Raw genomic sequence first — 26,713 nt, 5'->3', positions numbered from 1 at the left:
TTTCGCACATCGTTGTTGACAAATAATGTACGATCTGAAAGTTTTGCGACGTCCAGGCGGCTGATGTCTGCTGGACGTGTCTGAGGAGCGGGCACTTACCAAGTGGAGGGATTTACATGAGCTATCAGCGCATGCTGCATAGCCTCGTCGTATCGACGGGGTTAATGGGAGTGGTCGTTTTTGGTTGGTCAGGCGCAGCATTCGCGCAGAATTTCCAACAAGCGCCAAATCTGGACGAAAAAGTCAAAGCGGGCAAATTACCGTCGGTGAACGAGCGTCTTCCAGAGCACCCGTTTGTCGAGACAATGGTAGACGGCGTCGGAAAATATGGCGGAACGCTTCGCACCACGATCCTCGCCAATGGAGACCAGTACAATCTCACCCGCACGATCGCCAATGAGCTTCTGGTTCGTTGGGATCCGAAATGGAGCAAAGTCGAGCCGTCGCTCGCCGAAAAATTCACGGCTTCCGAAGATGCGACTACCTACACATTCACCCTGCGCAAGGGTTTGAAGTGGAGTGATGGTCAGCCATTCACTGTCGATGACATCCTGTTCTGGTATGAGGACGTTTTCATGAACCCGGCTTTGTCGCCGGCCAAAAACCCGACATTTACCGTCGCCGGTAAGCCGGTTAAGGTCCGCAAGGTCGATGAGCAGACGGTCGAGTTCAAGTTTGATGCCCCCTATGGCCTCTTCTTGCAGCAGCTTGCTTACGGCCAGGGCCACCTACCTGTAATCTATCCCAAGCATTATCTCAGCCAGTTTCACGAGAAGTACAACAAGGACGGCATCCCGGCGCTCCTGAAAGCCAACCCTGCGGCCGGTGACTGGGTGGCACTTTTCAATTCGAAGGTCTCGCTGACGTTCCAGCCGCCGTTCTGGCAGAACCTTGCCTTGCCGACGCTCAATCCCTGGATCCTGACAGTTCCCTACGCCGATGGTGAGCGTGTGGCTGCGACACGCAATCCATTTTATTGGAAGGTCGATACGTCAGGCAACCAGTTGCCCTATATCGACAACATTACCTGGGCCAAGCTCGATGACCCGCAGCTGATGGCACTGAAGATGACGTCTGGCGAATTCGACTTTGCATTCCGACACATCAACAATGCCACCTTCAAGTCGGTGCTGTTTGATGGCCAAGAGAGCGGCAAATATCGTTTTGTGGACGTGAAAGACCTCCCAGCCAACGATGCGGTGATTCTGCTTAACCTCAACTCCACCGACCCCGTGAAGAAGAAGGTGTTCCAGAACAAGGATTTCCGCGTAGCTTTAAGCCGTGCCATCAATCGTCAGGAGATCATTGATCTTGTCTATGTCGGGCAGGGTGCTCCTGCACAGGTGGCAGTGCAGCCTGAACATGAGTTGTTCAACGAGAAAGAAGCGACACAATACACCGAATACGATCCGGCGGCTGCCAATGCCGAACTTGACAAACTGATGCCGAAGAAAGACGGTGAGGGCTTCCGGCTAGACGAGACCGGCAAGCGCTTCACCATCAACTTCATGGTTGCCGACGTCTTCGGGCTTTCCTACCCGGACGTCATGCAGATGGTGCAGCAATACGCCAAGGACGTCGGTATCGACATTCAGATCCGCACCACCGATCGTGCTCGCCTCAACACCATGTGGAGCGCCAACGAGCAGGATGCCTATATCTGGAACTGCGTCGGTGGCCTTTCGGAAGTCTATACCGATCCGCGTTGCTACATGCCTTTCCAGAAAGCGGACATCTTCTTTGCGGTGCGCTGGGCCGAATGGTATGCCAACCATGAAGCCGGCGAGGAACCGCCTGAAAACGTCAAGGCACTGATGGCCGCCTACGACAAGGTCAACGCTGCCGTTACCGACGACGATCGCAAGGCGAAGATGAAGGAGTTCCTTAATCTGTCGGCGGACAACTTCCTCAACATCGGCATTTCGCGGCCTATGCCGAAATACATGATGGTGTCGAAGAACCTCAAGAATGTCGTTGATGGTATTCCGATCACCGGCAACCTTTGGCATCCAGCGCCGACCCTGTCGCAGTGGTATTTCGACAAGGCCAAATAAGGGCTTCTGTCAACGGCCGGAGACGCAGATGCCTCCGGCCACATCCCCCGCCAATCAATGGTCATTGTTATGCTTCGCTATATCGCCAAACGGCTGGTGTTTGCCATTCCGACACTCTTTGCCGTCTCGATCATCGCCTTTATCATCATCCAACTGCCGCCGGGCGACTACCTGACGACGCTTATGGCTGACTGGGCAAGTCAAGGCGGTGCCGTTGAAGCAGGTACGGTTGCGGCCATGCGTGAACGGTATGGTCTCGATCAGCCGATGTATTTCCAATATTACAAATGGATGGCCGGTATCCTGTTGCGCGGAGACTTCGGAATATCATTCGAACTCGGCAAACCTGTCACCGAGTTGATCTGGAGCCGTCTCGGCTTTTCATTGATGCTCTCGCTACTGACGCTTTGCTTTGTGTGGGCAGTCGCGATTCCGATCGGTATCATGTCGGCGGTGCGGCAATATTCCATCACTGATTATTTTGCGACATTTCTAGCCTTCTTCTTCCTGGCCGTCCCCGATTTTCTGATGGCGTTGGGCGCGATGTATGTGATGTCGGTATGGTTCGGTCAGAGCGTCGGCGGACTGTTTTCCCCGGAATATGTGGATGCTGGCTGGAGTTTCGGCAAGTTCTTCGATCTAGCAAACCATGTCTGGCTGCCGGTGATCGTCATCGGCTTGGGGTCCCTCGCGGCACTGGTACGCATCATGCGCGCCAATCTCCTCGACGAGCTTTCCAAGCCCTATGTCACCACCGCCCGCGCAAAGGGTATGTCCGAATTTGAACTGTTGCTACGTTATCCAGTGCGCCTCGCGCTCAACCCGCTCATCTCGACGCTCGGATGGATACTACCCGCCGTCATCTCGGGGGAAATCATCGTCTCGGTGGTGATGAGCCTGCCCACGACCGGACCGCTACTTTTGCGTGCCCTTCTGGCGCAGGACATGTACCTGGCCGGTTCATTGATCCTCCTGATTTCTGTCCTCACCATCATCGGCACGCTAATCTCCGACATCCTGCTTGCCATGACCGATCCGCGGATAAGACTGACATGACCGATATTTCCCAGCTTCCTCCCGACACCGTTACCACCCTTGACCTGCGCGGCAAGGACATTGCTGTTGCGGGCCAATGGCGCCTGTTCTGGCTCAAATTCAAGAAGCACAAGATCGCGCTTGTCAGTCTCGTCGTTATCTGCCTGATGTACCTGGTTGCAGCCTTTGCCGATTTCATCGCACCGCTTGACCCGAACGCGACCAATGCCCGTTTCACCTACGCGCCACCTCAAGGGTTGTCGTTGTTTCATGAGGGCTCGTTTATGCCCCATGTGGACCAGTTGAAGATGACGCTGAATAAGGAGAGCATGCGTCGCGAGTTCGAAGCTGATACGGCAAAGCCTGTCGCCGTTGGTTTCCTTGTGCCTTCACCGACTTACAATATGCTTGGCTTCATACCAATCGAGACAAAACTGTTTGGGCTCGTTAATCCCAAGCCGGGCGACAGTCTTTATATCATGGGTGCCGATCGTCTCGGACGCGATATCTTCTCCCGCGTGGTTTACGGTGCTCGCATTTCTCTGTCCATCGGCCTGGTGGGGGTAGCCATGAGCCTTGTTCTGGGTGTCACCATCGGCGGTATTTCAGGCTTTTTCGGCGGCTGGGTTGATATGGCGGTCCAGCGCGTCATCGAGTTGTTACGATCGATTCCGACCATCCCGTTGTGGATGGGGCTGGCCGCCGCAATCCCGGTCGGCTGGCCACCACTGCGCACCTATTTCGTGATCACTTTGATCGTTTCATTGCTCGGTTGGACCAATCTGGCTCGTGAGGTCCGCGGCAAATTCCTGTCGCTTCGCGACGAGGACTTCGTCACAGCTGCCCGCCTCGACGGGATGAGTGAGATCGGGATAATCTTCCACCATCTGGTGCCGTCCTTCATGAGCCACATCATCGCTACCGTGACACTCGCCATCCCGACGATGATCCTTGCCGAGACGGCGCTGTCGTTCCTTGGAGTCGGGTTGCAGCCACCGATCATCTCGTGGGGTGTGCTTCTGCAGGAAGCGCAGAATATCCGCGCGGTAGCGCAGGCACCGTGGCTTTTGTTCACACCCGCGGCAGCAATCGTCATCGCTGTGCTTTCCCTCAATTTCCTCGGGGACGGACTGCGTGACGCCGCCGATCCTTACGAGACGGTGTAATGACTATGACCAACGACACCATCCTCAAGGTCGAAGACCTGAAAACCTACTTCAAAACCCGCACCGGCATCTTCAAGGCTGTCGATGGCGTGTCGTTTGAACTGAAGCGCGGCAAAACGCTGTGTGTCGTCGGCGAAAGCGGCTCCGGCAAATCCGTCACCGCCCGATCGATCCTGCAGATCGTTGATAGACCGGGGCAGATCGAAGGTGGCTCAATCCTGCTGGCGAGACAGGACGGCAGCCAGGTTGACCTCGCTAAACTCAATCCGCGCGGCGAAGACATCCGCAGTGTCCGCGGACGCGAGATCGCGATGATCTTTCAAGAGCCGATGAGTTCACTGTCTCCTGTCCACCGGATCGGCGAGCAGATCGGCGAGGCGTTACGCATCCATTTCGGCACGCCCAAGGCGGAGCGCCGCGAACGGGTTATGGAACTACTCAATCAAGTGGAAATTCCACGTCCTGAAACCGCGATAGATCGCTATACATTCGAGTTTTCAGGTGGCATGCGCCAGCGTGTGATGATCGCTATGGCTCTGGCTTGCAATCCGCAGGTTCTGATCGCCGACGAGCCCACAACGGCTCTCGATGTCACTACGCAAGCAGAAATTCTGGATCTGATCAAGCGCCTTCAAGAAAAACATGGCATGGCCGTGCTGTTTATCACCCATGACATGGGTGTTGTCGCCGAGATCGCCGACGAGGTCCTCGTCATGTACCGTGGCAAGGTCATGGAACACGGCAGCGTCGAGGACGTGTTTCATGCGCCCAAAGATGACTATACCAAACGTTTGATAAGTTCGGTGGTCCGACTGGAACGCAAAGCCGATATCAGGCTGACGCGTGCAGACATTGCCGCCGATGCGACACCGCTGCTTGAGGTTCGCAACATGTCCTTGACTTTTCCGTCGGGACTAAAGGCGGTCGATGATGTTTCGTTGATTGTGAGACCCGGTGAAACATTGGGTATCGTAGGTGAGAGCGGGTCCGGCAAGACAACGATGGGTCGTTGCCTTCTAAGGATCTACGATCCGCAAGCAGGTGAAATAAACTACCGCCGCGCCGATGGAAGCAATATTGATTTACGCACCGCAGACAAGCCGCAGTTGAAGGAGCTTCGTCGCGAGGTGCGAATGATCTTTCAGGACCCGGTCGGCTCGCTCAGCCCCCGCAAGACCGTCGGGCAGATCATCGCCGAACCGCTCAAACTCGCCGGGATGCGAGGGGCCGAACGAGATGACCGGGTCGCAGAATTGATGGAGCAGGTAGGTCTGGAGCCGGCGTGGCGCGAACGGTATCCACACGCTTTTTCCGGCGGTCAGCGGCAGCGCATTGGCATCGCTCGCGCCATTGCAGTCAAGCCGCGGCTGATCGTAGCGGATGAGGCGACCTCGGCACTGGACGTTTCTTTGCGATCGCAAATCCTCGATCTGATGATGAAGCTTCAGGACGAGCTTGGTCTCTCCTATGTTTTCATTTCCCACGATATGTCAGTCATCCGATATATGTGCGATCGCGTCGCGGTCATGTATCGCGGACGAATCGTAGAGGCCGGCGACACCGACCAGGTCGTCAATCGGCCAAACCACGATTACACCCGGGCACTGCTCTCCGCCATTCCCCATCCAGACCCACGCGACCGGCGCATTCACAACCGTTTTCGCTACGTCGCGCCTAATGTTTCAGTAAACGGATAAGTCCATGAAAATCACCGATGTAAAAGTTGTTGTCTGCTCGCCCGGCCGTAATTTCGTGACGGTCAAAATCTTCACCGACGAGGGTTTGACGGGCGTCGGTGATGCCACCTTGAATGGTCGCGAGAAGGCAGTGGTCGCCTATCTTGAAGATCACTTAGCCCCTCTCTTGATCGGAAGGGACCCAGCCCGGATCGAGGATATCTGGCAGTATTTTTACAAGGGCGCTTATTGGCGCCGTGGCCCGGTGACTATGGCTGCGATCGCCGGGATCGATACGGCGCTTTGGGATATCAAAGCCAAGGCCGCAAATATGCCTCTCTATCAGTTGCTAGGGGGAGCAAGCCGGGAAAAGGTGCTGTGCTATACGCATGCTCAGGGAACGACAATTGCCGAGGCCGTTGACGCTGTGGGCCGGCGGATCGATGAAGGCTACAAGGCTATCCGCGTGCAGGTCGGCATCCCGGGCCTTCCGGACGTCTATGGTACAGGTGCCAAGACGGTGACCAACAACGCTGTTGATGATGCCGTCCCACACGAAGAGGTATGGTCGACCTCCAAATATATGCGCCATATCCCGAAACTCTTCGAAGCGGTGCGCGAAGCGCACGGCTGGGATATCGAGCTTCTACACGACGCGCACCACCGGCTGACACCGATCGAGGCCGCTCGCGTGGGCAAGGATTTGGAATTTGCACGGCTGTTTTGGTTGGAGGATACGGTCGCAGCGGAACACCAGGAGGGATTTCGTCTGATCCGCAAGCACACGACGACGCCGCTTGCCGTCGGCGAAGTGTTTAACACCATCTGGGATGCACGCCTTTTGATGGAGGAGCAATTGATCGACTATATCCGAACCACCTGCGTACATGCCGGCGGCGTCACGGCGCTGCGTCGGATCATGGATTTTGCCAGCGTGTACAATGTGCGCACTGCCTGCCATGGCGCAATGGACATGTCGCCGATTTGCCTCGGTGCCAATTTGCATCTCGATCTATGGGTGCCGAATTTCGGCATCCAGGAATATTCCGGCTATTTGCCGGAGATTATTGAGGTTTTCCCGGGCGCATGGAGCTTGAAGGACGGTTACCTTCATCCGGGCGACGCGATCGGCCATGGCGTCGATATCGATGAGAAGCTCGCCGAGAAATACCCCTACCAGCGCGCCTATCTGCCGGTAAATCGTCTTGAGGACGGTACTCTTTGGCATTGGTAGGCAAGAAAGTTTGGAGGAGATGAAATGAAGATTTCAGGAATCAAGACCTATGCCGTCAAGGTCGGCATCCGCAATCAACTGCTGGTCAAAGTGGAAACCGACGAAGGTGTTTTTGGCTGGGGCGAGAGCGGTCTGTCCGGTCGTGAGAAAGCTGTCGTCGGAGCGCTTGAACATTACGCTGAATTTCTGACGGGACGCGACCCGTTTCAAATCGGCGCGCTTTGGCAAGAAATGTATCGAAGCCAGTATTTCGAAGGCGGACGCGTGCTGCAGGCAGCGATTTCCGCAATCGACATCGCCCTATATGACATCAAAGGCAAGGCGCTGGGTGTGCCGGTCTACGACCTGCTCGGTGGTAAGCAACGCGACCGGATTTCCACCTTTGCTACAACATTCGCCCCCCCTGGTCCTGAGATGATCGACCAGGCAAAAATGCTTGTTGAGCATGGTTGGACCGCCATGCGGCTTTCGCCTTCAGGGCATGAGGAAAAGGAAATCTACGAACCACGCGAGCATATCGCGACAACGGCAAAGTGGTTGGTCAAAGCTCGAGAGGAGCTCGGTGGAGATGTTGTGCTGGGTATCGACTACCATCATCGGCTGACGGTCGCGGAAGCGGCAAGTTTCTGTCAGAAAATGCCGTCAGGCACGCTCGATTTTCTAGAAGAACCCATTCGTGACGAGTCGCCTGGAGCCTATGAGGCACTACGACGGATGACCGACGTCCCCTTTGCCATCGGGGAAGAGTTTGCGTCTAAATGGCAGTTCCAGCCTTACATTGAGCGTGACATCCACCAATTTAACCGACTGGATGTGTGCAATGTTGGCGGCCTGACAGAGTCAATGAAGGTCGCGGCGTGGAGTGAAACCCATTACGTGGACATGATGCCACATAATCCACTTGGCCCAGTCTGTACTGCAGCGACACTCCATTTTTGTGCCGCGGTGCCAAATTTCTCGTGGCTGGAAACCCGTAACAGTCCGGCGGAAACTCATCTTGGCTTCGATAACTCTGACTTCTTCCCAATACAGCCACGGCTCGAAGGTTCGTCTTATCCGGTCTCGGATGCGCCGGGCCTCGGGGTGGAGGTCAATGAAGAGCTACTGGCAAAACAAAGTTTTGAATTCTGGGAGGCGCCGCATTTGAAGCGGCGAGATGGCTCTGTCACGAATTGGTGAGCTTCGTCACCTGCAATATTTTCGATGATCGTGTCCCATTGCGTGTTGTAGCTTCGGCGCTCGCCGTGCCTTCCGGACAGAGCCGGGAATGGGTCCGCTTGCCGCTGGCAGGCTGATGATCGGATCATCGCTCATTTGTCCGATGGTTCCCAGTGTCATGAAGCGGGACCGCTGGACGGCCCACTGTTTGAGGTGGAGGGAGGGGATCGGCCCGCGAGGATCTCGCAAGAGGAGGCCAGGGTCCGGACACAGAGCCGGGTTGTCCTGATGCAAACCTCGAGCGGGTGAACGCGGCAGCCAGACAGGTTGCCTGAACTCGGTTCACTGCACACTGCATCACGTCGATCTGAATGCGCTTCATCTTGCATTCAGACGACAAAAGCGGCAGGCAAGCGCAGGCGTCGATGGGATGACTGTGGCGAAGTACGAAGAGAGGTTGGAGCAAAATCTTCACGATCTCTGCGATCGGGTCCACACGGGTCGCTACCGGCCACAGGCGGTGCGACGTGTTTACATTCCAAAAGCCGATGGCGGAAAACGGCCACTTGGAGTGCCGACTCTGGAGGATAAGATCGTCCAGGGCGCGGTCGCTGAAGTGCTTAGTGCCGTCTATGAGGCCGATTTTGCGGGTTCTCCTATGGCTTCAGGCCAGGGCGCAACTCGCACATGGCACTGGATGCATTGCATACAGCGACCATGAGCCAGCGCGTGAACTGGGTGCTCGATGCCGACATCCGCAGCTTCTTTGACTCGGTTGACCACGAGTGGCTGTTGCAGATGGTAGCGCACAGGATAGCCGATCCCCGTATCCCAGCTTATCAAGCTGTGGCTGCGGGCGGGAAGTCTTCAGAGCGGCGAGACATATGAGACTGACAAGGGTAACTCGCAAGGAGCTGGCATTAGTCCGCTGCTCGCCAACATCTTTCTGCACTACATCCTCGATCTGTGGGTTCATCAATGGCGTCGACGCTATCGGAATGGACAACTGGCCGTTCCTCTGCTTCGGTCACGGTCTCAATGGCTGCATCCAGCATAGTATTGACCAGCTCCGCATCTGGGTGCGTTCCAATCGACCAACTGATGACCATGCCGTCGAAGCAATCGATGATAGGCGAAAGGTAAACAATTGCCCGCTTCTGATCACATGTCCCCAATAGCGGTCGGACCGGTTGCGCCTCCCTTCCCGACATTCCAAGTGGGCCAGGTGCTTGATCTGGCGCGCTTATCTGTCAGTTCGCATTTGAAGTAATGTCCGGTCAACGGTTCGATTCCGTTCAAGGCCAAGCATGGCAAGACGGCGCTTAAAGAGCCGTTTCAATTGCCCTTTGTAAGCGATGTCATTATGCAGGCTCTAAGGTACAGCTTTTATTCGAAGCTCTGCAACCAGAGCCTCTTGCCGTGCTTGCAGGCTGCGCAGATCCTCGACGTCGGTTGAGGTTCCTAGCCACTCGATAATGTCGCCATTCTCGTCGCGAACAGGAGTGGCGCGCGTATGAAACCAGCGATACTCATCGGTGCTAGCTTGTCGAATACGATACTCAACCTCGAATCCACCCGTCTCAGCAGCTTTCGACCAGTTCATGAGTGCAGTATCACGGTCGTCTGGATGCACCGGTTCCAGCCAGCCCATACCATGGCTCTCAGATTCCGCCTGTCCCGTATATACCGTCCACTGCGGGCCGGACCATGTTAGATTTCCACCGTCGCCAGCGCGCCATACCAACTGCGGAATACCCTCCAAGAGCGCACGTTGACGGATCTCAGCCCGTGCCAGTTCCTGTTCCACCTGTTTGATTTCAGTAATATCGTGGACGATGCCACCAACGTGGACAACGTCACCTCTATTGTCTTTGATAGGAAAATCTGTATTACGCAGCCATCGAATTTCACCGTCTTCTGGTCGACGTATGCGATATTCAAACGTGACCCATTCGCCGTTTCGAACCCGCTGTAAGTTTCCTGCGACGGCATCGCGGTCTTCTTCCAAGATCAGTTCAAGCCAGCCGACCATATTGTCACCACGTAGCGCCGCTTCCCGGTCAAGTCCGTAAATTTCCTCGAATGCAGGGGTGAGGTAGGACCACTGAAACGTTTTTGCATCGCGGATCCAGAGTATGTCTCTGGACGCCTCACCAAATTGACGGAGCCGGTCTTCGGATTCTCTCAGGGCAGCTTCTATTCGCGCCCGCTCCGAAACGTCAACAAATGTTACCACGGTGCCATCGATGCGGTCTTCTACTGTTCTATAAGGCCGTAGCCGCATCGAGAATTCTCGGCCGTGGCGACTTGTGACCTCACGCTCAATGGGAATCAGGTTCTTGAGAACCGTGCGTGCGTCCTTATCGATCGCGTCATAGTCGAGCTGGTGCGTAAAGTCTGTAATGGCACGGCCAATGTCATGCCGTGTGACGTTGAAAAGGTCTGCAACGGGTGCTGTAAACATTCGGATGCGTAGGTCGGGGTCGAGAAACAGAGTGCCTATCTCGGTGGCTGCAGAAAGATTTTGCAGGTCACTATGAGCGGCCGAAATGCTGTCGAGCTTGCTCTTCAACTCGGCATTGACCGTGTGCAGTTCCTCGTTGATGGATTGGAGCTCTTCCTTGGACGTTTCGAGTTCCTCGGCCGTCGACCGATATTCCTCGTTCATTGACTGGAGCTCTTCGTTTGCTGCGCGGAGTTCCTGAACCAAAGACTCATGGCCGTTGCGGCTCATCATGAGTGCCTCTTGCGAGGCCTTTAATTCGGCATAGACGCGCCGCACTTCTCCTGGTCTAGAGTCAGACGCGTTCTCAAGTTCATCGTTGTCGACAACGATCCCGCCATCCATAAAAAATACGAGGACCTGAGATACCCTGCCTTCGCTCGGGAGCGGTGTCACTTGCAAAGAAACCCGGCGCTTTCCTTGATCGAAACTGACCACGGTTGGAAGCGTGACGCTGGGCTGCCCCATCTCGAGAGCTCGAGCAAGCGCAATTCCGAGATCGAGACGCAACTCGGGTCTCACAACAGACGTCAAGGACTTCGAGACGGGCCCCGCGGAGTGGAGAATGAAACGACCTGCCGTTGGCGACAGATGCAAAATGTTTTGAGCGTCGTCAACGAGTGCGCTGGCTGGTGCGTGTTGTTCCAATGCCGCGACATGGACGGCCGCCGGGATAGACGCCCGCTCAGCAACGACTAAGGTGGGTCGAACATAATTTGCGGGTTGTTCCGGGGCGGCAAACTGCGGAAGAATTGGTAGTAGATGACCATTCTGTGGGCGAGAAGCGTAGATTCTAGCCTGTCTGTCGACACTCGCAAAGAGGTCCGCGGCTACATCGACTGTTTCTGCTGACCCTAGGAAGAGATATCGCCCCGTTCGCAAACCGTATTGGAACAGCGAGCAAACTTGAGCCTGAAGCGCACGCTCGAGGTAGATCAGCAAATTGCGACACGTGATCAGGTCGAGCCGCATAAAAGGCGGCTCCTTTAGCACGCTGTGTTTTGCAAACAAAACGGTTTCCCGCAATTCTTTCCGGATGCGGAAGTGGGTGCCTTCATCGATGAAAAATTTTGCAAGCCTCTCCTGCGAAACATCTGCTTCGATGGCGCGGGGATAGCGTCCTTCTCTGGCCACCGCAAGTGCCGCCTCATCAAGATCGGTCGCAAAGATCTGCAGTGGAATCTTGACGTTCTGTGAAGCCATTTCTTCTTGCAGCAGAATTGCGACACTGTACGCCTCTTCGCCTGTCGCACAGCCGACGACCCATACCCGAATACTCTCCTCGCTTTGGGCGTCGTAATCACTGATCAAAGGCCGTATCGCCTGTGCGGCCAAAGCGTTGAAAGCGTATTCATCCCGAAAAAACATTGTGACGGATATCAAAAGATCCGAAAAAAGGTTTTGGGCTTCTTCTGGAGTGGTCGTTAGATGGTCGGCATAGTCCGCCAAGCTTTTCATCCGACAAACCTGCATGCGCCGGACAACACGGCGCATTACGGTGGCGCGCTTGTATGCGGAGAAATCATGACCGACCCTAGAACGTAGCAATGAGACGATACGACGAAGGTCGTTTGCCGATCCAGCCATGTCGAGAGATCGTACAGCATCCTTGCTGCGAGCAACTTCGGTCAGGTATCCGGCAAGCCGAGCGATCGGAGCAACAAAATCTGCTGCACCTGTGGCGATTGCATTTTGTGGCATAGCAGGAAAGCTGGCTTCAGAAGGATCCTGCACCATGATGACGCCGCCAGCTTCTTTGACCGCTTTGACCCCCAAAGCACCGTCCGCACCGGCACCAGACAAAACGATCGCAACGCCGTCGCCACGGGCTGCTGCAACGGAGCGAAAGAACATGTCGATCGGCGCGCGCTTGCCTCGAGGCTCGCTGAAATCACGGGCCTCGACCCCATCTCCATTAATAATAAGCTCGTGGTCTGGCGGGATGACGTAAACGCAGTTTGCATCCAGCGTGGTATGGTCGCCGATCTGATAGACCGGCATAGACGTGCAAACCGACAAAATTTCGCTGAGAGCGCTGGGCTCGTCAGGCGAGAGATGAAGGATAACGACATAGGCCAATCCCAGGTCGACGGGGATCTGTCGAAACAAACTCTGTAAAACGCCAACGCCACCTGCCGATGCACCGATCGCACATACGGGCAGCAGATCATGGGTCGTGGGCGACACATGGCCCGAGGTATCCGTCATATCGATTTTGCCATTATCATTTGTCACGCTGCCGACCAAGAAACGGCCTCTCTCGACCTGAGACTATAGCTGCCGAGCGATCAAAGCTAGGCAACTGTCTTTGTGTCAGACGAATTGCTGTGGGAAATTTCATCGAGCGTGGCCAACATTTTAACAATCGCTTCAGATGAACATGAATAATAAAGAGTCTGCGCGTCTCTCCTCACGTCAACCAATTTGGCTTGTCGAAATCTACTGAGATGTTGCGACAATGCAGATTGGCTAACGTTCACCTCATTGGCAAGCGCCGATACACTCCATTCCTGCCCTACGATTCGCCCAAGAACCTCCAAGCGGCAAGGATTAGCTAGCAGGCCTAATAAATCGGCAGCTTTCTTAGTATCGAATTTGAAATCGTGGCTCACGAGCTTCTCCTGGCAATAAGCGGAACATAGGCAAGCTTCGACTATAACGGTGATCAGAGACGCTCTTTTAAATTGCATTAAACGCGTTATACTAATTTACTAATGTTCGCAAATAGCACTTGGGGAATTTATCAAAATGCAGCAAGCGGAGCGCGCGAAAGTTCTTGCTTCAGAAATTGCAGGGCTGTTGATAGACGTCAGGGTAAACCTGGGTGTCAGTCGAGGGCTGCTGAATGATATTCCCGCTAATTTAGCTTCTAAACGGGAAACAGTTCGGCTTGTGATCCCGGAGATGGGGTTTTTCACATGGTTCGTCTCAGGAAATTTGTTTCACGGGGACGGCCTGTTTGGTGCGTTACACGGGCTGGATTTGGAGAACCTATCATCCGGCGTTGGTGTTGAAGATGTACTATCACGGGTCGCCACAAAAGATCGGCCACAGGTAGCTGGAGGCCTTCGTTTTGCGATATCTTCGGGACAGCGGTGTACGCTAAGCTACACGACTAACCCTGACAATACTCACCGGGACATACTACTAATTGGTTGCTGCCTTCGCAATGAAGAGGGAATGCCCTCTTTTTTTTCCGGGATTGTAATTGAAAAGACGGCGGCAGTTTTCTTGGATGGCTCGGATCCTTTTAAAGCATATTGCGATGCCGCTTTATCGTTAGCAAAGGAAAGGGGTAATCTTCTCGCAACTCGGTATTTAAAATCGGCGTTGAATTCGGCTGCGACTTAGATCGCGCTTTCCAAATCGACAGTCGGACTGCATCAATCTGGTATGTTTCCAGAAAGATCCTTTTTGCTAAGGAATTGATTCCGAAACGATCGGCGAGTACACAGACAGACTGCCGGAAATATCGCCTTGCATTTATAGTTAAAGGTCTCCGGTTCATATCCGCTCAAGAGCTGCCCCTCACATGCCTCTTTCGAATCCATAGCAACAGATATTAATGGTCTTTGGGGGTCTTTTCATGAGCGGAAGTAATCAAGAGGTGGCCGTTGATGGACATCGAGACGACGTCATTCACTATCACCTGCATCTTCTGAACGATGCCGGCTTTCTAATGCCTGTGAACATCAAGAAACATCCATCAAGAAGTTCGACATCTGACTGCTCAAAAGCGCTACTGCTGCGATCGCTGATTAAGAGTGGACCTGCGCGCCGGGGCTGCCAGTCCCGGTTTCCGGCTTATTGCCGGCGCTAATCTAAACCTCCTGCGGCAACCCAGTTAACCGGTCGTGCCGAAGGCGACGGCTTTCGCAGTTCATGCTACAGCTGGTATGCCCGTCCTATTTTGGACGCTACTGGCTAAAGAACCAAGAGCTTACACTGCGTGAAACTGCGCGGTGAACCTTGCTCGCCAGATGGCTGAAATCAGATCCCACAAACAAGGTTGATCTGAAGATGGTGCCGTGGTTTGAAGTAAGCAAATTGGCGGCGAGGCTTTGACAACGGGAATGGCAGAACAGTTTGACATGTTTTCGGAGCAGGCTCCGCGGGGCCAGATGGTGACGCGTGGTGGCTCCAAATCCGCCAAGGTCGAAAAGCATGTCATCCCCGTGAGCGAAGAGGACATGGTCCGTCATCTGTCGGAGACAGGCCGCTACCGGATCCTGCAAAAACTGGTGCCACGCGCAGTTTCACCATTCTCACGCCCAGAGTACCCCCTCAAGGGCATCATTCTCGACACCGAGACCACGGGCCTCAATGCTCGCAAGGATGAGATCATCGAAATTGGCGTGATCGCTTTCACATTCGATGGGGCAGGAAGCATGGGCGATGTGACCGCGATCTATGGAGGGCTTCAGCAGCCGACCATCTCCATTCCCTCAGAAATCACCAGGCTCACCGGGATCACCGATGAGATGGTGACCGGGCAATCAATCGATATAGCTGCGTTGCGGGCGCTGATCGAACCAGCGGATCTGGTGATCGCCCACAATGCTGGTTTCGACCGGCCATTCTGCGAGGCGTTTTCTGATCTGTTCTCCGGTAAGGCCTGGGCTTGCTCCAACTCCGAGATCGACTGGGCTTCGCGCGGATATGAAGGCACCAAGCTCGGCTACCTCATCAGCCAGGCCGGCTACTTCCATGATGGTCATCGGGCTGTCGATGATTGTTTTGCGCTATTGGAGGTCCTGGCCCGTGACGTGGATGGACTCGCTTCCACCGCGTTCGCCGAACTCTATGAAGCAAGCCAGCGGTCGCGTGTCCGAATCTTTGCGGAGAACAGTCCCTTCGACATGAAAGACCAACTAAAAGCGCGAGGCTATCGCTGGTCCGACGGAAACGATGGCCGCCCTAAGTCCTGGTGGATTGAGGTTGGGGAGGAAGCGATTGATGATGAACTGCGCTATCTCCGGGACGAGATCTACCGCTATCCGGACGCTGATCCACCAACCAGACGGCTAACTGCCTTCGACCGATTCCGGGCTTGATCGCCCCTTAAACTCATCTCTTGTTGGACCCTTGCTTTGAGCGCATGGCCGACCTGAGACCTTGTGCCTTACCGTCGGGCGTCCATGTGGCCTATATTCCAACCATCGAAACGACGTTGGAACCGAAGCAAGGTTGCTGGCGTCAAGAGACCTCACGAAAGGGGATCATCATGAACGTAGCACGCTCCTTCAACAACTGGCGCAAGTACCGTCAGACCGTTACCGAACTTGGCCGAATGAACTCGCGCGAACTGCAGGACCTCGGCATCAATCGTGCCGACATCGACAGCGTTGCTCGGCAGTCCGTCGCCCGCTAAGCGGCGGTTCCTGCCCACTCCGAGTGATACGACGCCCGCTAATGACGCGGGCGCTTCTGCGTCTAGCCTGCCGCGAGGCGCCATGCTGACGATCCCTGACCAAAAGTTTGAGGTCATGTACAATCGCATGGCTGTACTGCATCAAAGTCTGTTTTGTGTGCAGAGAGAACGGGTATGTCGATTTCATCGAAGTGATGCACCTCCTGCCGCAAACTTCGGTTTCAGACTCCCCACTCCTCCTCCCAAAGGAATGTGTGTAGGAACACCGGCGATCCTCCCAGCCGTTGTTCGGTTCTTTTCGAAAAGCCTGCCGCACCCCCTCCCGCGGCAGGCTTTTGTGTTTTGCAGCTGATCATCACGCGGGAAATTAATGCGGTTTTCGCCCGCTTTCCTCGGCCTTAAGTAACTACAGGTTGATGCCTATTAGCCGCACACGCCGCTTGTCTTTCCTTTCTAATTAGAAGATCATTACCGCAGCTTTTTCACGCAAGAATAACCGAAAGTTGACCGGCTACGGTTTGCTGCGGAACTCTGATCTTTTAGTAGCCTTGAATTCGCCGAATTTTAATTAAGTGTATAAGGAATACATTCCTTCTCCGGAGTTCGAACATGGCGCTTGGCGCATCGCATCGCTTGCAGGAAAGCCTGGCGGCGGTTGAAACGATGACACGTTTCGCCCTTGCCGTTCTCGCACTCGCTTCCGGCGTCTACACCTATCTGGGTGTGCGCAGCATTCTGGACGGCTCGCCGACTGCGGTCTTTTTTGCCGCCATCATCTACTCCGCCTCCGTATCCGTCGGCATCTATGCCTTCTGGTCCTACATGGCGCGGTTTTATCCGCACGTCACTAGCCGTTCGAGCCGCACCGCCATGCTGGCGGTGATGGCCGCTGGCTGCGTGATGATCCTGGCAATGTCGAGCTGGTTGAATGCTGCCGCGCTCGCGGGATCGGCGGCACTTGAGCAGCATCTTGCGGAAACGGTCGAGGATTACACGGAAGATTTGGATCAGGCGCACCAGAATGCGCTGGCAGCACAGAGCCTGTTACCGGACATTCAACGCGCCAAGGAGCGGTTCACCCAGCTTGCGGCATCCGAACGACAGTCTGGCGCGCTGACCGGCACCACCGGTTCCGGCAGTGTCGTCTCACTGCTGTCGCAGATGTCGTCGCAACTGAACGAGCTGGAAACCGGCATCAATGCCTCGCGTGAGCAGGTTACCAGCCTGTTCAACGAAGGCCAGAAACGCCTCGAGACCATGCGTGGTCTCGTCTCGGCACCCGGCGTCGTAGAACCACGCGCAGACAAGTTCTCGTCGGAGGTTGTGGCCCTGACCGGCGTCATTACCTCGCTGGGGCAAACCTCAATCGCTCCCTCCATCCGCCGTGCCGCCGACGATCTTTCGCTTGGCTTCATCGCTCCAATCCCCGACGGCGGTGAACAGGATCTGATCACCCGCCAGGACCGCGTGATGGAAACCATCCGCACCTCGGTTGCGGCGCAATCCAAGGTGTTGTCCGACGCCGCCGACGAAATTCTCTCACGTGCGCCCGTGGCCGAGCGGCGTTTCGTGCCGCTCTCGTCGGCAGAAGCCGTTCTACGTTATGCTTCTGATTTCATTCCCGCTTGGGCAGGGGCCATTTCCATCGACCTGTTGCCGGGTGTTTTGGTGTTCATTCTTGCCGTGGTAAATGGAGCAATTCGCAGGCAGGAAGAGGCCATGCCGTTCGCCGAACGGATCACCGTGGCAGAACTGATGCAGACGATGGCGATGCACAAGGCTATAGCCGCGGAAGCGATGTTGGCTTCAGAAGCGCAGGCCACAGTCGATGCCGTTGCCGAAGCCGTAGACGAAAACGACGAGACGGAGGCAAACAACATCACCAGTCTCGGTCTCAACAAAACGCCGCGCAAAGGTCCGGCGACATGAAACCGGCATCCGCGTTAAAGGCGTTGATCGGCATGGATGACGGCGTGCTGATGCGCGGAGCCTTTTATGTACTGCTGGCGGCAGCGGCCGCCTTTCTGGTGATCGACATTCGGGAGATCAGCACGGCCGAAGTGGCACGACCGGGTCTTGAAACATTGCCGGAGGTGCCGATCTTTCTCCCGCCAACGACCGCGCCAGGAGCGACTGGCGCGCCGCCAGTCCAACCCTCAAGCCCGGAGGAAGTCTTGCGCAAGCCGATGACATTCAATCTTGTCTCGGGTGGGGTGCTCGTGGCCGAAGGCACCATCGATCTAGGCGCAGCCGGCCGTTTTGCCAGTGAGGTCGAGGCCCGTGGTGAGTACATCAAATTGGTCTCTTTGAACTCACCGGGAGGTTCGGTCGATGACGCCATTGCGATGTCCAAGCTGATCCGGGAGAAGACTATCGCCACGAAGGTTGCGGAAAAGGCGCTTTGCGCCTCTTCCTGCCCAATCGTTTTTGCCGGTGGCGTCACGCGATCGGCCGAAAGAGATGCCGTGGTGGGCGTACATCAGGTGTTCAATGCAGGCATTGAGCGCCCATCACCGGAGCAAGCTATGTCCGGTGCTCAGGCAACCACAGCGCGCGTCGCACGACATCTCGACGAAATGGGTATTGGGGCCGGTTTGTGGATCCATGCGCTGGAGACCCCGCCCAACCAACTTTATTATCTCACACCCGCAGAAATGTTGGAATACCGGCTAACGACCGACGCAAGACCGGTGGCTGGGCCAAGCGATGGCTGATGCACGATGTCAGACATCTCGAAAACTCACGGCCATACCCTGAAATCCTCGAAGAGCTGTCTTGCATTGTCAAACAAGTTACCAGGTTTCGGGCGGAAACAGCGTTTAAAAGTTTCCACTTTGTTGTGATCCAATTCGGATGAATGTCCAAAGCAGCTACAGCAGGTAAACGCTGTTATTCTCGACGAACTGGGCTACCTGCCGTTTCTAGCAGCGGGTGGTGCGCTACTGTTCCATCTTATCAGCCAGCTCTACGAAAAAACATCGCTCCTCGTCACAACAACCTGCCGTTTGCCGAATGGGTCACCATATTCGGCGACGCCAAGATGACGACTGCACTTCTCGACCGGATCACACATCACTGTGTCATCCTCGAAACCGGAAACGATCCATTCCGGTTTGCACAACGTAAAAATACGGCTCAGAACTCCGCCTGAAGTGGAAACTTTCAAACGCTGATTGACGGGCCAAGGGACTAACAATACTGACAATACGCACATTAACAGTTTCGTGGCACTTTCTCCTCCGCTGCGGATACCACAAGTCATGGCTCAGGCTCTCGGGCCGGAAAACCCGACCGGCAGCTCTCCACCAAAGCACTTGTTTCGCGCGCGAGTATCCACGTGTCCGCGCCTACAGCGACAAAACCCGCCCCCTGGCCAATGGCTCTAGTCGCCGCCGCGTGGCCGTAGGCGAGCACGCCAGAACCTTTGCCTGCGTTGTTTATGCGCGTTATCGCTTCGGCGATCGCGCGCTGGACGGGCTCTACATTGGTTTGGCCGATATAGCCCATTGATGCAGCCAAATCGCCAGGTCCGATGAAGATTGCGTCAATTCCCGCAACCGCAGCAATCTCGTCAATATTTTCCAGCGCCAGCGGCGTCTCAGCCTGCACTATCACGCATATTTCGGTAGATGTACGCGCGACATAGCTTGTGTCTCGACCATAATTTGAGGCTCGGACCACACTCGATATGCCCCTTTTCCCTTCCGGAGGATATCGAGTCCAACTTACCGCTGCACTGGCCTGCGCTGCGGTATCTATCATAGGAAACATCAACGTTTTAACGCCGATATCTAACAAACGCTTTGTAATTACAGGTTCTGAGGTCGGTGGGCGAACTATGACAGAGGCGGCTTCACCAACTGCGCGTAACTGATCCGCAACAGTCGAGATCTCGTTCGGCGCGTGCTCCATATCAACTAGAAGCCAGTCTGCCCCGGAACCGGCCGCGATTTCCGCCGAGGCTACGTTGCACAGGCTGACCCACAGGCCTAGTTGCGGATCATTCCTGCTAAGTCCTTCTTTAAAACGATTACCAATTTTAATCATCCTAAAACACTCACTTTCCGCATCTTCGGAGCACTAGTCGCCAAACGATATCACGATGAGCTTTTTGCCTCGCTCGATCTCATCGCCATCAACCCAAGAATGGCACGCGAACGCCATGAGATTTATCCTCCTGTCAGAATCCATCCTTTCAAGGCTCACCTTGTCGTGTATCGCATCATTGAAGATGTTATCGTATTCGTCATCCGCATACGGCACGGCCATGAAGATTGTGCAGGAGATTCTTTCTAACCAACCACTTCACCAAATTTACAACATACTGGTCGTAAGTGCGAATCTCATCAAGGCGGCGGAGTTCAGAATTTTACCGCACGTCTTTTCGAGGCAATCGCATAGGGTGCCATCGGTGGCTCCAAACCCCGACGAGGACGATGTAGAATCGACATAGGATCAGAAGCGTTCGGTTGCAGCTGCGAGAGATTTGTTGCACTTATTCATCCGCATAGGTTTGGAGCTCGCCCGTCATGACCAAGTCAGCCACTGCCATTGATATCCATGTTGGCTCGCGTATTCGCGTGCGCCGCACGACGCTTGGCCTGAGCCAAGGGACGCTTGGTGACGCTCTCGGGATCACGTTTCAGCAGGTCCAGAAATACGAAAAGGGTGTAAACCGCGTGGGTGCCGGCCGACTTCAACACATTTCTGAACTTTTGAATGTACCCGTTTCTTTCTTCTTCGAGGGTGGTTCTAGCACGTCGTCTGATAAGGCGCTGGTGGGAACAACCATTGTTCAGTTGGAGTCACATTCAAAAGAGACCATCTCGCTCGCCAATGCATTTCTGGCAATCGACGACGGCGGCATTCGCCAACGGGTTCTGGATCTTATCAAATCTCTTGGTGATCGAAAGGAGACGAGAGTGTTGCTCAATGCTGAACCATCGCCTGCACGACCCGACGACGCATGATCCTGGTCATGCTCAAAGTCGCTTAATATCGCGGTAATATCGGCGTTTTTTGCTGATGATGGTTTGGTTCTGACAGCTCTGGAAGCGATGTCCTTTTTCCTTGTTATGCACACATCCCTTGTCGAAGCCGATAACGAGGCCGCTGCAGCCCAGAAGGTCGTTGACGAACTCAGATCCGGTTGCGGGGTGTCTATGACGGTCAAGTCCGATGAGGTGTCCTCGAGAGTTGTTGCCGTTGGGGCAATGCCGTCTGCCGCAGTAGTACACGCGACGACGACAGACACGACAAGCGATGTCGTTTCCTCAGCCTTGAGTGTCGAGCGATCGTCATCGGCTGGGGAACCTGTCCCCGTCACCGCCGCACACACGCCCGGCCGTTTGCCGGCGGTGAGGCACGTCATCGCTCTCAGCATAGTCTTGGCAATCGCGATCTGGTTTCTGATCTAGCTTCTTGTCGCTAGATGTATCCGATCGTTACAGGCGCAATGCGCTGCGACCATTATCGATGATCGACTCCGTTTCACTTAGAGATTTCACATCCTCAACCCCAGGCTTTTCGTCAAGGACTGTTTGAGATCTTGCTGCAGGGTGAGCTCAGCCCGTTGTACCCGTTCAACGATGCGAGCAACCTGTTTGATCTGGTCGAGTTGTTTGGCAAGGTCCGGCCCCAGCCGAAGCGCCTCTGGTTTTAGGTTGCGAGGATCGGCGCTGCCGAGGCGCTGCTCGAGGGCGTTTGCGATCGTGCGAGCCTCAGTCATTGCTTGTGTGCCTTCCGGCGTTGTCAGCAATTGCTTGAGGAACGCAGGTCGGTCTGCATGGGATAGGCTGGCGAGCTGCCGTAGAAGTGCTTCACTGCCGCGTGTAAGCCCCGGGACTTCAACGATATCCTGGCGTTCGCGTTTCCAGGTTTCTGACCGGCGCTCTGCCTCCAGGCGGCGCTGCCAGGTCTTGGTCGCGGAGAGGACATGGCTGCTAAGGGCGTTGCTCAACTGGCGGGCAAGCTTGCGTTCCCGGTTGTCACCGAATAGCCCGGCCTTGCCGCGCAAGGCCCCGAACTGCTCGGGGGTCTCGACGAGTGATTTGGCCAGGACCTGTCCCTTTATTTCCTTCTCGGTGATGGCAGAGGTGAGGAAGGCGACAGCATGGTCCGGATCGAGGTAGACGTCGCGGCCGACAGACCGAACGGCTTCCATGTCTCTGGTCAGATGGGGCAAGGCCTTTTCGCGCGCGATGTCCTCGATGGTCTTGGCATATTGGGTGACGGCGGGGATGAGCGGGGCGGGAGGCTCGCCATACGCGACGAACGGTTCGTCATTTTTGGTGCTTGGTTGTGTCAGGCCGCTCGACAGTTGGCGTTTGCGAGCAGGACCAGCCAGATCGTTAACGGGCTCCTCGTAAGCCTGCCTGCGATCAAACGGCCGATCCTGCTCTTGCCCCACGGGTTGCCCGGCGGGGTGCTGGACGTCATGCGCGATCGCTTTTTGAAGTTCAAGTTTTATCTCATCTTTCTCGTTAAGCTTTGATATCAGCCCGCGCCGCTCGGCAAAGGTCTTATCATAATCCAGCGTCGTCTCCTTGGCACCGGAACGGCTCATACTCTCGCTGAGCGCGGTGATGTTTTTGAGCTCATCGCGACCAGCATAAAGGGTCGCCTGATCGCGATGGCGGGTCATGGCAACATAGGTCAGATGCCGGTCCATGGTGGATGATGCCATGACGAAGGCGCGGTCGACGGTGGCGCCTTGAGCCTTGTGAATGGTGGTGGCGTAACCATGATCAAAACTTTGGTAATCTTTGACGGGTAGAGACAGAAGGCGGGCATCGTTTTGTCCAGCGAAAGATCCGTCGAGGCGTATTTGTATTGCGTTCGGCTCGACGGCCTCCACCCTTCCCAACATGCCGTTCTTGACGCCGAGATCGCGATTGTTTTCCAGAAGAAGGATGCGGTCGCCGGGTGCAAAGCCCCGCTTGCCGTTGACCGTCTGGTAGACGATCTCACGATCGGTTTGACGGTTGTGATCAGCTTGTAAGGCACCAGCCGTGGCTGCGTGTCCTTCCTCTGTTCTTTGACCATCGCCAATCGTTTTGACGGGGCCATTGTGGAGTGCCTGACGATCGCTTTTCGCAAGCAGCCGCTGCGCCTGAAGTGCCTCTCTGATCCCGTCATTGATGGCGCGAACATCCACCCGGCGGTGGGCGAGAGCAATGCGGGATGCGGATGGGTTCTGATTGAGATCAGCGAGATAGTCAGCCACGAGTTGTTCGCGCGCCTGATCTCGGTCATCGGCAAACTGGACGCTGCCCTGTTCAGCGTAAGCCGCCAGTCCATCACCGGTGCGATGGGTGGCAAAGGCAATTGATGCCTGCCGCTGCCAATCTTGTTTCTGCCGGCGGATCTCTGTCAGTTCGACTGAACCGACGCGCTCTGCAATGGCGCGGAAGGGCGAGCCTGCACCGATTGCCTGAAGTTGCTCATGATCGCCGACCAGAACGAGCTTGGCACCCCGAGCCTCGACCTCCTTTACGATCCGCGCAAGCTGTCGGCTTCCCACCATGCCGGCCTCGTCGATGACAAGGATGTCGCCGCGCTGAAGTTCGCCTTTGCCGTTTTGCCAGCCATATTCCCATGATGCCAAAGTGCGGGCAGCAATGCCGGATGATTGCGTCAAACCTTCGGCTGCCTTGCCAGCAAGGGCTGCTCCATGAACCGTAAAACCTTGGCGCTCCCAGGCGTCGCGTGCCGCCGCCAGCATGGTGGATTTGCCAGCACCGGCAAAGCCGATCACGGCTGCAATCCGCTGGCTTGATGTGATATGATGCACAGCTGTCCGTTGCTCGCCACTGAGCTTACTGCCATTCAAGAGGGCATCCTGATGATCAAGCGCATCGCCGACACGATCTGCTCTCACACCATGGCCATTGCGCTCTGCCATGCGCAGCGCACTGGCTGCCATGGCATGCTCGATTGCGACCATCTCGCGTGTCGAATAACGGGCCAGTTCGTCGTCCTGCCCGGGCTGCAACTCGATTAGTTGCGGTGAGGCCATGACGGCAGCAAGCGCGTGTTGGAAGCTGTGACTGTCGTTGATATAACGATGGAGTGTTCGGGCGATATCGTGACGGGTAAAGACACTCTTTTCGTCAGTGATAAGCCGCAGGACTTCGTCGGGTTTGCGTCGGATGAGCGCAGCGTTTCGTTTGGCTGCCTGCTCCTCCAGCCGGGTGCGCGACACATCGAGACCGCGTCGTTGCATCTGGCTGGCATGCACGCCCATGTGTTCGGTCGGTTCGATCTCCAGACCGCGCTCCAGATGTGAGCGATGATCGATCCGCACATCAAGACCAGCGCGCATCAGATGGCGGTTGGCATGCAGTTCGAACATTTGGCGAATATCGCGCATCTGCAGGTGAGAGGTGGGTAGATCATGGGCAAGCAGCCATTTGTTCTCGCGCTCGATCAGCGTTTTGTCGCCAAGGCCATCCGACGTTACCACCCGCGTGGTCATCATCACGTGGGCATGGATATTGCGGGTATCGTTTTTGCCCTGGGGCACGTGGATGGCGAAGTCGACGGCTGTGCCATAGCGGTTGGCGAGATCCTGCGCAAAGGCACGCGTCAGCGACAAACGATCGTTGTTGTTCAGCTCATGTGGAAGGGCGATTTCGAACTCGCGGGCAACACGGGCATCGCAGCGTTTCTCGGCGGCCTCTGCGCCATTCCACAATGCCGAGCGATCGCGTGCCCAGTCGGCATCGATGCCATCGGGAAGCACGATCTCGCAATGATCAACACCCTGCTTGGCGGTAAAGTCATGCACCAGGCCATCGCGCTCGTTCACCAGCAGACTTGCGGTGCGATAGGCGATCGCGGCGACCGCACTGCGGCCACCCGATCTGGAGACAGACTTGCCGCTGAGATGGTAAATCGCCACCTTCACCTGTCCTTTCCCGCCGCGCAAAACGGTTGGGTCACATACGCCGCAACTCGTAAGTGCGCCCTTGTTGCTCTCGACACGGGACGGCTAGCACCAGCAGGCCGGGCTGGCGACGTGCAGATCTGCATGTTGCGGGACCTGAGAGATTGGAGTTCGAATAGCCCCAAGGCCAAATCGTCAAAGGAGCACGCCGTCATGAGAAAGCCGATCGCGCAACGCATCAAAGAGCTCGAAGAGCGCAAGCGCGCCTTGCAATCGCGACTGGGCAAACAGGAGCGCGCGCAGGAAACCCGGCGCAAGATATTGCTCGGTTCGTTTCTGCTGGAGCGGCTGGCGCAGAGTGGCGATACCAGCGAGCATAACGATCTGAAGCGATGGCTTGGAACCCAACTGCCGGCGTTTCTCAGTCGTGATGCCGATCGTGCATTGGTCGCAGATCTGCTGGGCGGATGCCAGACGGTGCAGGGACAAGGAGCGACCGGTGCGACCGGTGCGAGCGGTGCGACCGGTGCGAGCGGTGCGACCGGTGCGAGCGGTGCGACCGGCAGCAAAGACAATCATGAAGACAGCGATTTGGATGGGGACCTACTCAAGACCGCTCGCACTTGAACCGCTCGAGCGGTGAGAGGGTAAAAGTCCAAGAGACCATTCCGGTCCAACGGTTGAAGCAAGTCAAATTGTGGCTTCGTTTCCAGCTTGACAGCCCTGGAGCGCATCTAGCATTTCTGTCTGACCGGTCTATCAATAGCGTGGCTCATCCGCGCCTGGAGGAATTTGACATGTGGAAATCTGTTTTCGTTAGCGTCGCTTTGATCTCCTTTGTTGCTGCGCCGGCCGGCGCTGAGCAATGCAGAGACGCAAAAGGCAAGTTTGTGAAGTGCGAACCGGTCAAGAAAAAAGTCGTTCAGTGCAAAGACGCAAAGGGTAAATTTGCAAAGTGCGGCACGACGGGTGCAACGCCAGTGAATTGAACGTCAAAAACCCTCGATGTGCAAAGTCGAGGGTTCCAAAACGCCTGGTTCTGGGAAGCCAAGGCACCACCATGGTGGGTCTTAGCGTCGGCTGGTTTTTCTATCCGTTTTCGCCTGATCGTGGCATCACTTGATGGCGTAGAACATCCGCGCGGCCACCACGATAATTTTGGACGGTAACGGGACTGTCGAGAACCAATAGGCCCGACCCCAATTCATTGTTTCGGAAATTTCCACGCTGCAAAACCATCTCCGGAATAGCGCTCCCCAAAAAAACTGCGACTTCAACACCCTGTCTTTTTGCTGCAGCCACTGCCGTCTCACGGCCTCGCTTTTGCGTCCGATGGCGATTGCGCACCGCAATGTTGCAAAATTCGAAGGTGTTGAATTGAGGTTCTAGACCGAGTGACCCTTGATTTGACGCACCGCCTCCCGCTTCAACGGATATGGCGTGCTTGAAATTTGCAGGGGAGGGACGGGAGAGAGGTTTGAGCGATGAGCCTGTCCTGACGGGAACGCGCTCACCATAGCGCCGTAGTGACCGGCAGGACGGGCGTGCGTCCGGCACCAATGGGTAAGGGGGACGCAGGCCAAGATCCCAACGACGGCTCTTGGTCGGATCCATCCGTTGCGCTCTCCG

At 55.7% G+C, this 26,713-nt stretch carries 20 protein-coding genes and 3 pseudogenes; 18 read left to right on the top strand and 5 right to left on the bottom strand.

Translation table 11 applies throughout. The features are described 5' to 3' along the window. Positions 1-116: 116 nt before the first annotated feature. The 7 genes from DSM25558_RS14860 to DSM25558_RS29365 all read left to right on the top strand — a co-directional run bounded on the left by DSM25558_RS14860 (position 117) and on the right by DSM25558_RS29365 (position 9,211). Complete coding sequence (locus DSM25558_RS14860; RefSeq protein WP_077105512.1) at positions 117-2,054, top strand: ABC transporter substrate-binding protein; 1,938 nt, start codon at positions 117-119, stop codon at positions 2,052-2,054. A 69-nt stretch (positions 2,055-2,123) separates the two neighbouring features. Continuing rightward, positions 2,124-3,110 (top strand): ABC transporter permease, encoded by a 987-nt coding sequence (locus DSM25558_RS14855; RefSeq protein ID WP_077105577.1) that lies wholly within the window; start codon positions 2,124-2,126, stop codon positions 3,108-3,110. Continuing rightward, the gene (locus DSM25558_RS14850) at positions 3,107-4,255 is read left to right on the top strand and encodes an ABC transporter permease (RefSeq protein WP_077105511.1); all 1,149 of its coding nucleotides are present in this window, start codon (positions 3,107-3,109) and stop codon (positions 4,253-4,255) included. The genes DSM25558_RS14855 and DSM25558_RS14850 overlap by 4 nt, the downstream gene beginning before the upstream one ends. Next, complete coding sequence (locus DSM25558_RS14845) at positions 4,255-5,952, top strand: ABC transporter ATP-binding protein (protein WP_077105510.1); 1,698 nt, start codon at positions 4,255-4,257, stop codon at positions 5,950-5,952. The genes DSM25558_RS14850 and DSM25558_RS14845 overlap by 1 nt, the downstream gene beginning before the upstream one ends. A 4-nt stretch (positions 5,953-5,956) precedes the next feature. Then, on the top strand, positions 5,957-7,165 hold the full coding sequence (gene manD, locus DSM25558_RS14840) for a D-mannonate dehydratase ManD (RefSeq protein ID WP_077105509.1): 1,209 nt from the start codon (positions 5,957-5,959) through the stop codon (positions 7,163-7,165). Positions 7,166-7,189: 24 nt separating this feature from the next. After that, positions 7,190-8,344, top strand: coding sequence for a mandelate racemase/muconate lactonizing enzyme family protein (locus tag DSM25558_RS14835; protein ID WP_077105508.1), 1,155 nt, complete (start codon positions 7,190-7,192; stop codon positions 8,342-8,344). A gap of 666 nt (positions 8,345-9,010) precedes the next feature. Then, complete coding sequence (locus tag DSM25558_RS29365) at positions 9,011-9,211, top strand: hypothetical protein (RefSeq protein ID WP_244554208.1); 201 nt, start codon at positions 9,011-9,013, stop codon at positions 9,209-9,211. A 104-nt stretch (positions 9,212-9,315) separates the two neighbouring features. Here the strand turns inward: DSM25558_RS29365 and DSM25558_RS28325 are convergent. The 3 genes and pseudogenes from DSM25558_RS28325 to DSM25558_RS14815 form a co-directional block, all read right to left on the bottom strand. Continuing rightward, positions 9,316-9,468: pseudogene (locus tag DSM25558_RS28325) on the bottom strand (IS3 family transposase); the annotation flags it as partial. 227 nt (positions 9,469-9,695) lie between these two features. Further along, complete coding sequence (locus tag DSM25558_RS14820; protein ID WP_244554207.1) at positions 9,696-13,073, bottom strand: chemotaxis protein CheB; 3,378 nt, start codon at positions 13,071-13,073, stop codon at positions 9,696-9,698. Positions 13,074-13,120: 47 nt separating this feature from the next. Then, positions 13,121-13,438, bottom strand: coding sequence for an ArsR/SmtB family transcription factor (locus tag DSM25558_RS14815; RefSeq protein WP_077105576.1), 318 nt, complete (start codon positions 13,436-13,438; stop codon positions 13,121-13,123). A gap of 136 nt (positions 13,439-13,574) precedes the next feature. Between DSM25558_RS14815 and DSM25558_RS14810 the strand changes: the two genes are divergently transcribed. The 6 genes and pseudogenes from DSM25558_RS14810 to DSM25558_RS14785 form a co-directional block, all read left to right on the top strand. Then, entirely contained in the window at positions 13,575-14,177 is a 603-nt protein-coding gene (locus tag DSM25558_RS14810) for a hypothetical protein (protein ID WP_077105507.1), read from the top strand. 770 nt (positions 14,178-14,947) lie between these two features. Next, positions 14,948-15,880: a 3'-5' exonuclease gene (locus DSM25558_RS14805; RefSeq protein ID WP_077105575.1), complete on the top strand. Its 933-nt coding sequence runs from the start codon at positions 14,948-14,950 to the stop codon at positions 15,878-15,880. A 170-nt stretch (positions 15,881-16,050) separates the two neighbouring features. Continuing rightward, complete coding sequence (locus tag DSM25558_RS14800; protein ID WP_077105574.1) at positions 16,051-16,197, top strand: DUF1127 domain-containing protein; 147 nt, start codon at positions 16,051-16,053, stop codon at positions 16,195-16,197. A gap of 609 nt (positions 16,198-16,806) precedes the next feature. Beyond that, complete coding sequence (locus DSM25558_RS14795; RefSeq protein WP_077105506.1) at positions 16,807-18,126, top strand: hypothetical protein; 1,320 nt, start codon at positions 16,807-16,809, stop codon at positions 18,124-18,126. After that, a complete protein-coding gene (locus DSM25558_RS14790; protein ID WP_077105505.1) occupies positions 18,123-18,911 on the top strand; it encodes a COG3904 family protein in 789 nt (262 codons plus the stop codon). Before DSM25558_RS14795 ends, DSM25558_RS14790 begins: the two co-directional genes overlap by 4 nt. A 162-nt stretch (positions 18,912-19,073) precedes the next feature. Then, a pseudogene (locus DSM25558_RS14785) lies at positions 19,074-19,348 on the top strand (ATP-binding protein); the annotation flags it as partial. A gap of 107 nt (positions 19,349-19,455) precedes the next feature. Here DSM25558_RS14785 and DSM25558_RS14780 read toward each other — a convergent pair. Beyond that, positions 19,456-20,244: an HpcH/HpaI aldolase family protein gene (locus DSM25558_RS14780; RefSeq protein WP_077105504.1), complete on the bottom strand. Its 789-nt coding sequence runs from the start codon at positions 20,242-20,244 to the stop codon at positions 19,456-19,458. Positions 20,245-20,262: 18 nt separating this feature from the next. Between DSM25558_RS14780 and DSM25558_RS14775 the strand changes: the two are divergent. The 3 genes and pseudogenes from DSM25558_RS14775 to DSM25558_RS14765 all read left to right on the top strand — a co-directional run. Beyond that, a pseudogene (locus DSM25558_RS14775) lies at positions 20,263-20,493 on the top strand (type II toxin-antitoxin system RelE/ParE family toxin); the annotation flags it as partial. 233 nt (positions 20,494-20,726) lie between these two features. Beyond that, complete coding sequence (locus tag DSM25558_RS14770) at positions 20,727-21,167, top strand: helix-turn-helix domain-containing protein (RefSeq protein WP_077105503.1); 441 nt, start codon at positions 20,727-20,729, stop codon at positions 21,165-21,167. Between the two features lie 63 nt (positions 21,168-21,230). After that, the gene (locus DSM25558_RS14765) at positions 21,231-21,614 is read left to right on the top strand and encodes a hypothetical protein (RefSeq protein WP_159442503.1); all 384 of its coding nucleotides are present in this window, start codon (positions 21,231-21,233) and stop codon (positions 21,612-21,614) included. A gap of 86 nt (positions 21,615-21,700) precedes the next feature. Here the strand turns inward: DSM25558_RS14765 and traA are convergent, their stop codons facing one another. Further along, the gene (traA, locus tag DSM25558_RS14760; protein ID WP_077105572.1) at positions 21,701-25,099 is read right to left on the bottom strand and encodes a Ti-type conjugative transfer relaxase TraA; all 3,399 of its coding nucleotides are present in this window, start codon (positions 25,097-25,099) and stop codon (positions 21,701-21,703) included. 198 nt (positions 25,100-25,297) lie between these two features. Here traA and DSM25558_RS29360 point away from each other — a divergent pair, with 198 nt between their 5' ends. Both DSM25558_RS29360 and DSM25558_RS14750 read left to right on the top strand, forming a co-directional pair. Continuing rightward, positions 25,298-25,711: a hypothetical protein gene (locus DSM25558_RS29360; RefSeq protein WP_077105501.1), complete on the top strand. Its 414-nt coding sequence runs from the start codon at positions 25,298-25,300 to the stop codon at positions 25,709-25,711. Between the two features lie 170 nt (positions 25,712-25,881). Next, positions 25,882-26,073, top strand: coding sequence for a hypothetical protein (locus DSM25558_RS14750; protein WP_077105571.1), 192 nt, complete (start codon positions 25,882-25,884; stop codon positions 26,071-26,073). Positions 26,074-26,713: the final 640 nt, after the last annotated feature.

This window comes from Agrobacterium sp. DSM 25558 (assembly GCF_900100825.1).
Classification (GTDB): Bacteria; Pseudomonadota; Alphaproteobacteria; order Rhizobiales; family Rhizobiaceae; genus Agrobacterium.
The sequence above is the reverse complement of the archived record's forward strand: the minus strand, read 5'-3'. Positions and strand labels throughout refer to the sequence as shown.

Coding starts and splice junctions, on each gene's coding strand:
- DSM25558_RS14860 (WP_077105512.1), top strand. CDS start 117: ATGAGCTATCAGCGCATGCTGCATAGCCTCGTCGTATCGACGGGGTTA.
- DSM25558_RS14855 (WP_077105577.1), top strand. CDS start 2,124: ATGCTTCGCTATATCGCCAAACGGCTGGTGTTTGCCATTCCGACACTC.
- DSM25558_RS14850 (WP_077105511.1), top strand. CDS start 3,107: ATGACCGATATTTCCCAGCTTCCTCCCGACACCGTTACCACCCTTGAC.
- DSM25558_RS14845 (WP_077105510.1), top strand. CDS start 4,255: ATGACTATGACCAACGACACCATCCTCAAGGTCGAAGACCTGAAAACC.
- manD (WP_077105509.1), top strand. CDS start 5,957: ATGAAAATCACCGATGTAAAAGTTGTTGTCTGCTCGCCCGGCCGTAAT.
- DSM25558_RS14835 (WP_077105508.1), top strand. CDS start 7,190: ATGAAGATTTCAGGAATCAAGACCTATGCCGTCAAGGTCGGCATCCGC.
- DSM25558_RS29365 (WP_244554208.1), top strand. CDS start 9,011: ATGGCACTGGATGCATTGCATACAGCGACCATGAGCCAGCGCGTGAAC.
- DSM25558_RS14810 (WP_077105507.1), top strand. CDS start 13,575: ATGCAGCAAGCGGAGCGCGCGAAAGTTCTTGCTTCAGAAATTGCAGGG.
- DSM25558_RS14805 (WP_077105575.1), top strand. CDS start 14,948: ATGGTGACGCGTGGTGGCTCCAAATCCGCCAAGGTCGAAAAGCATGTC.
- DSM25558_RS14800 (WP_077105574.1), top strand. CDS start 16,051: ATGAACGTAGCACGCTCCTTCAACAACTGGCGCAAGTACCGTCAGACC.
- DSM25558_RS14795 (WP_077105506.1), top strand. CDS start 16,807: ATGGCGCTTGGCGCATCGCATCGCTTGCAGGAAAGCCTGGCGGCGGTT.
- DSM25558_RS14790 (WP_077105505.1), top strand. CDS start 18,123: ATGAAACCGGCATCCGCGTTAAAGGCGTTGATCGGCATGGATGACGGC.
- DSM25558_RS14780 (WP_077105504.1), bottom strand. CDS start 20,244: ATGATTAAAATTGGTAATCGTTTTAAAGAAGGACTTAGCAGGAATGAT.
- DSM25558_RS14770 (WP_077105503.1), top strand. CDS start 20,727: ATGACCAAGTCAGCCACTGCCATTGATATCCATGTTGGCTCGCGTATT.
- DSM25558_RS29360 (WP_077105501.1), top strand. CDS start 25,298: ATGAGAAAGCCGATCGCGCAACGCATCAAAGAGCTCGAAGAGCGCAAG.
- DSM25558_RS14750 (WP_077105571.1), top strand. CDS start 25,882: ATGTGGAAATCTGTTTTCGTTAGCGTCGCTTTGATCTCCTTTGTTGCT.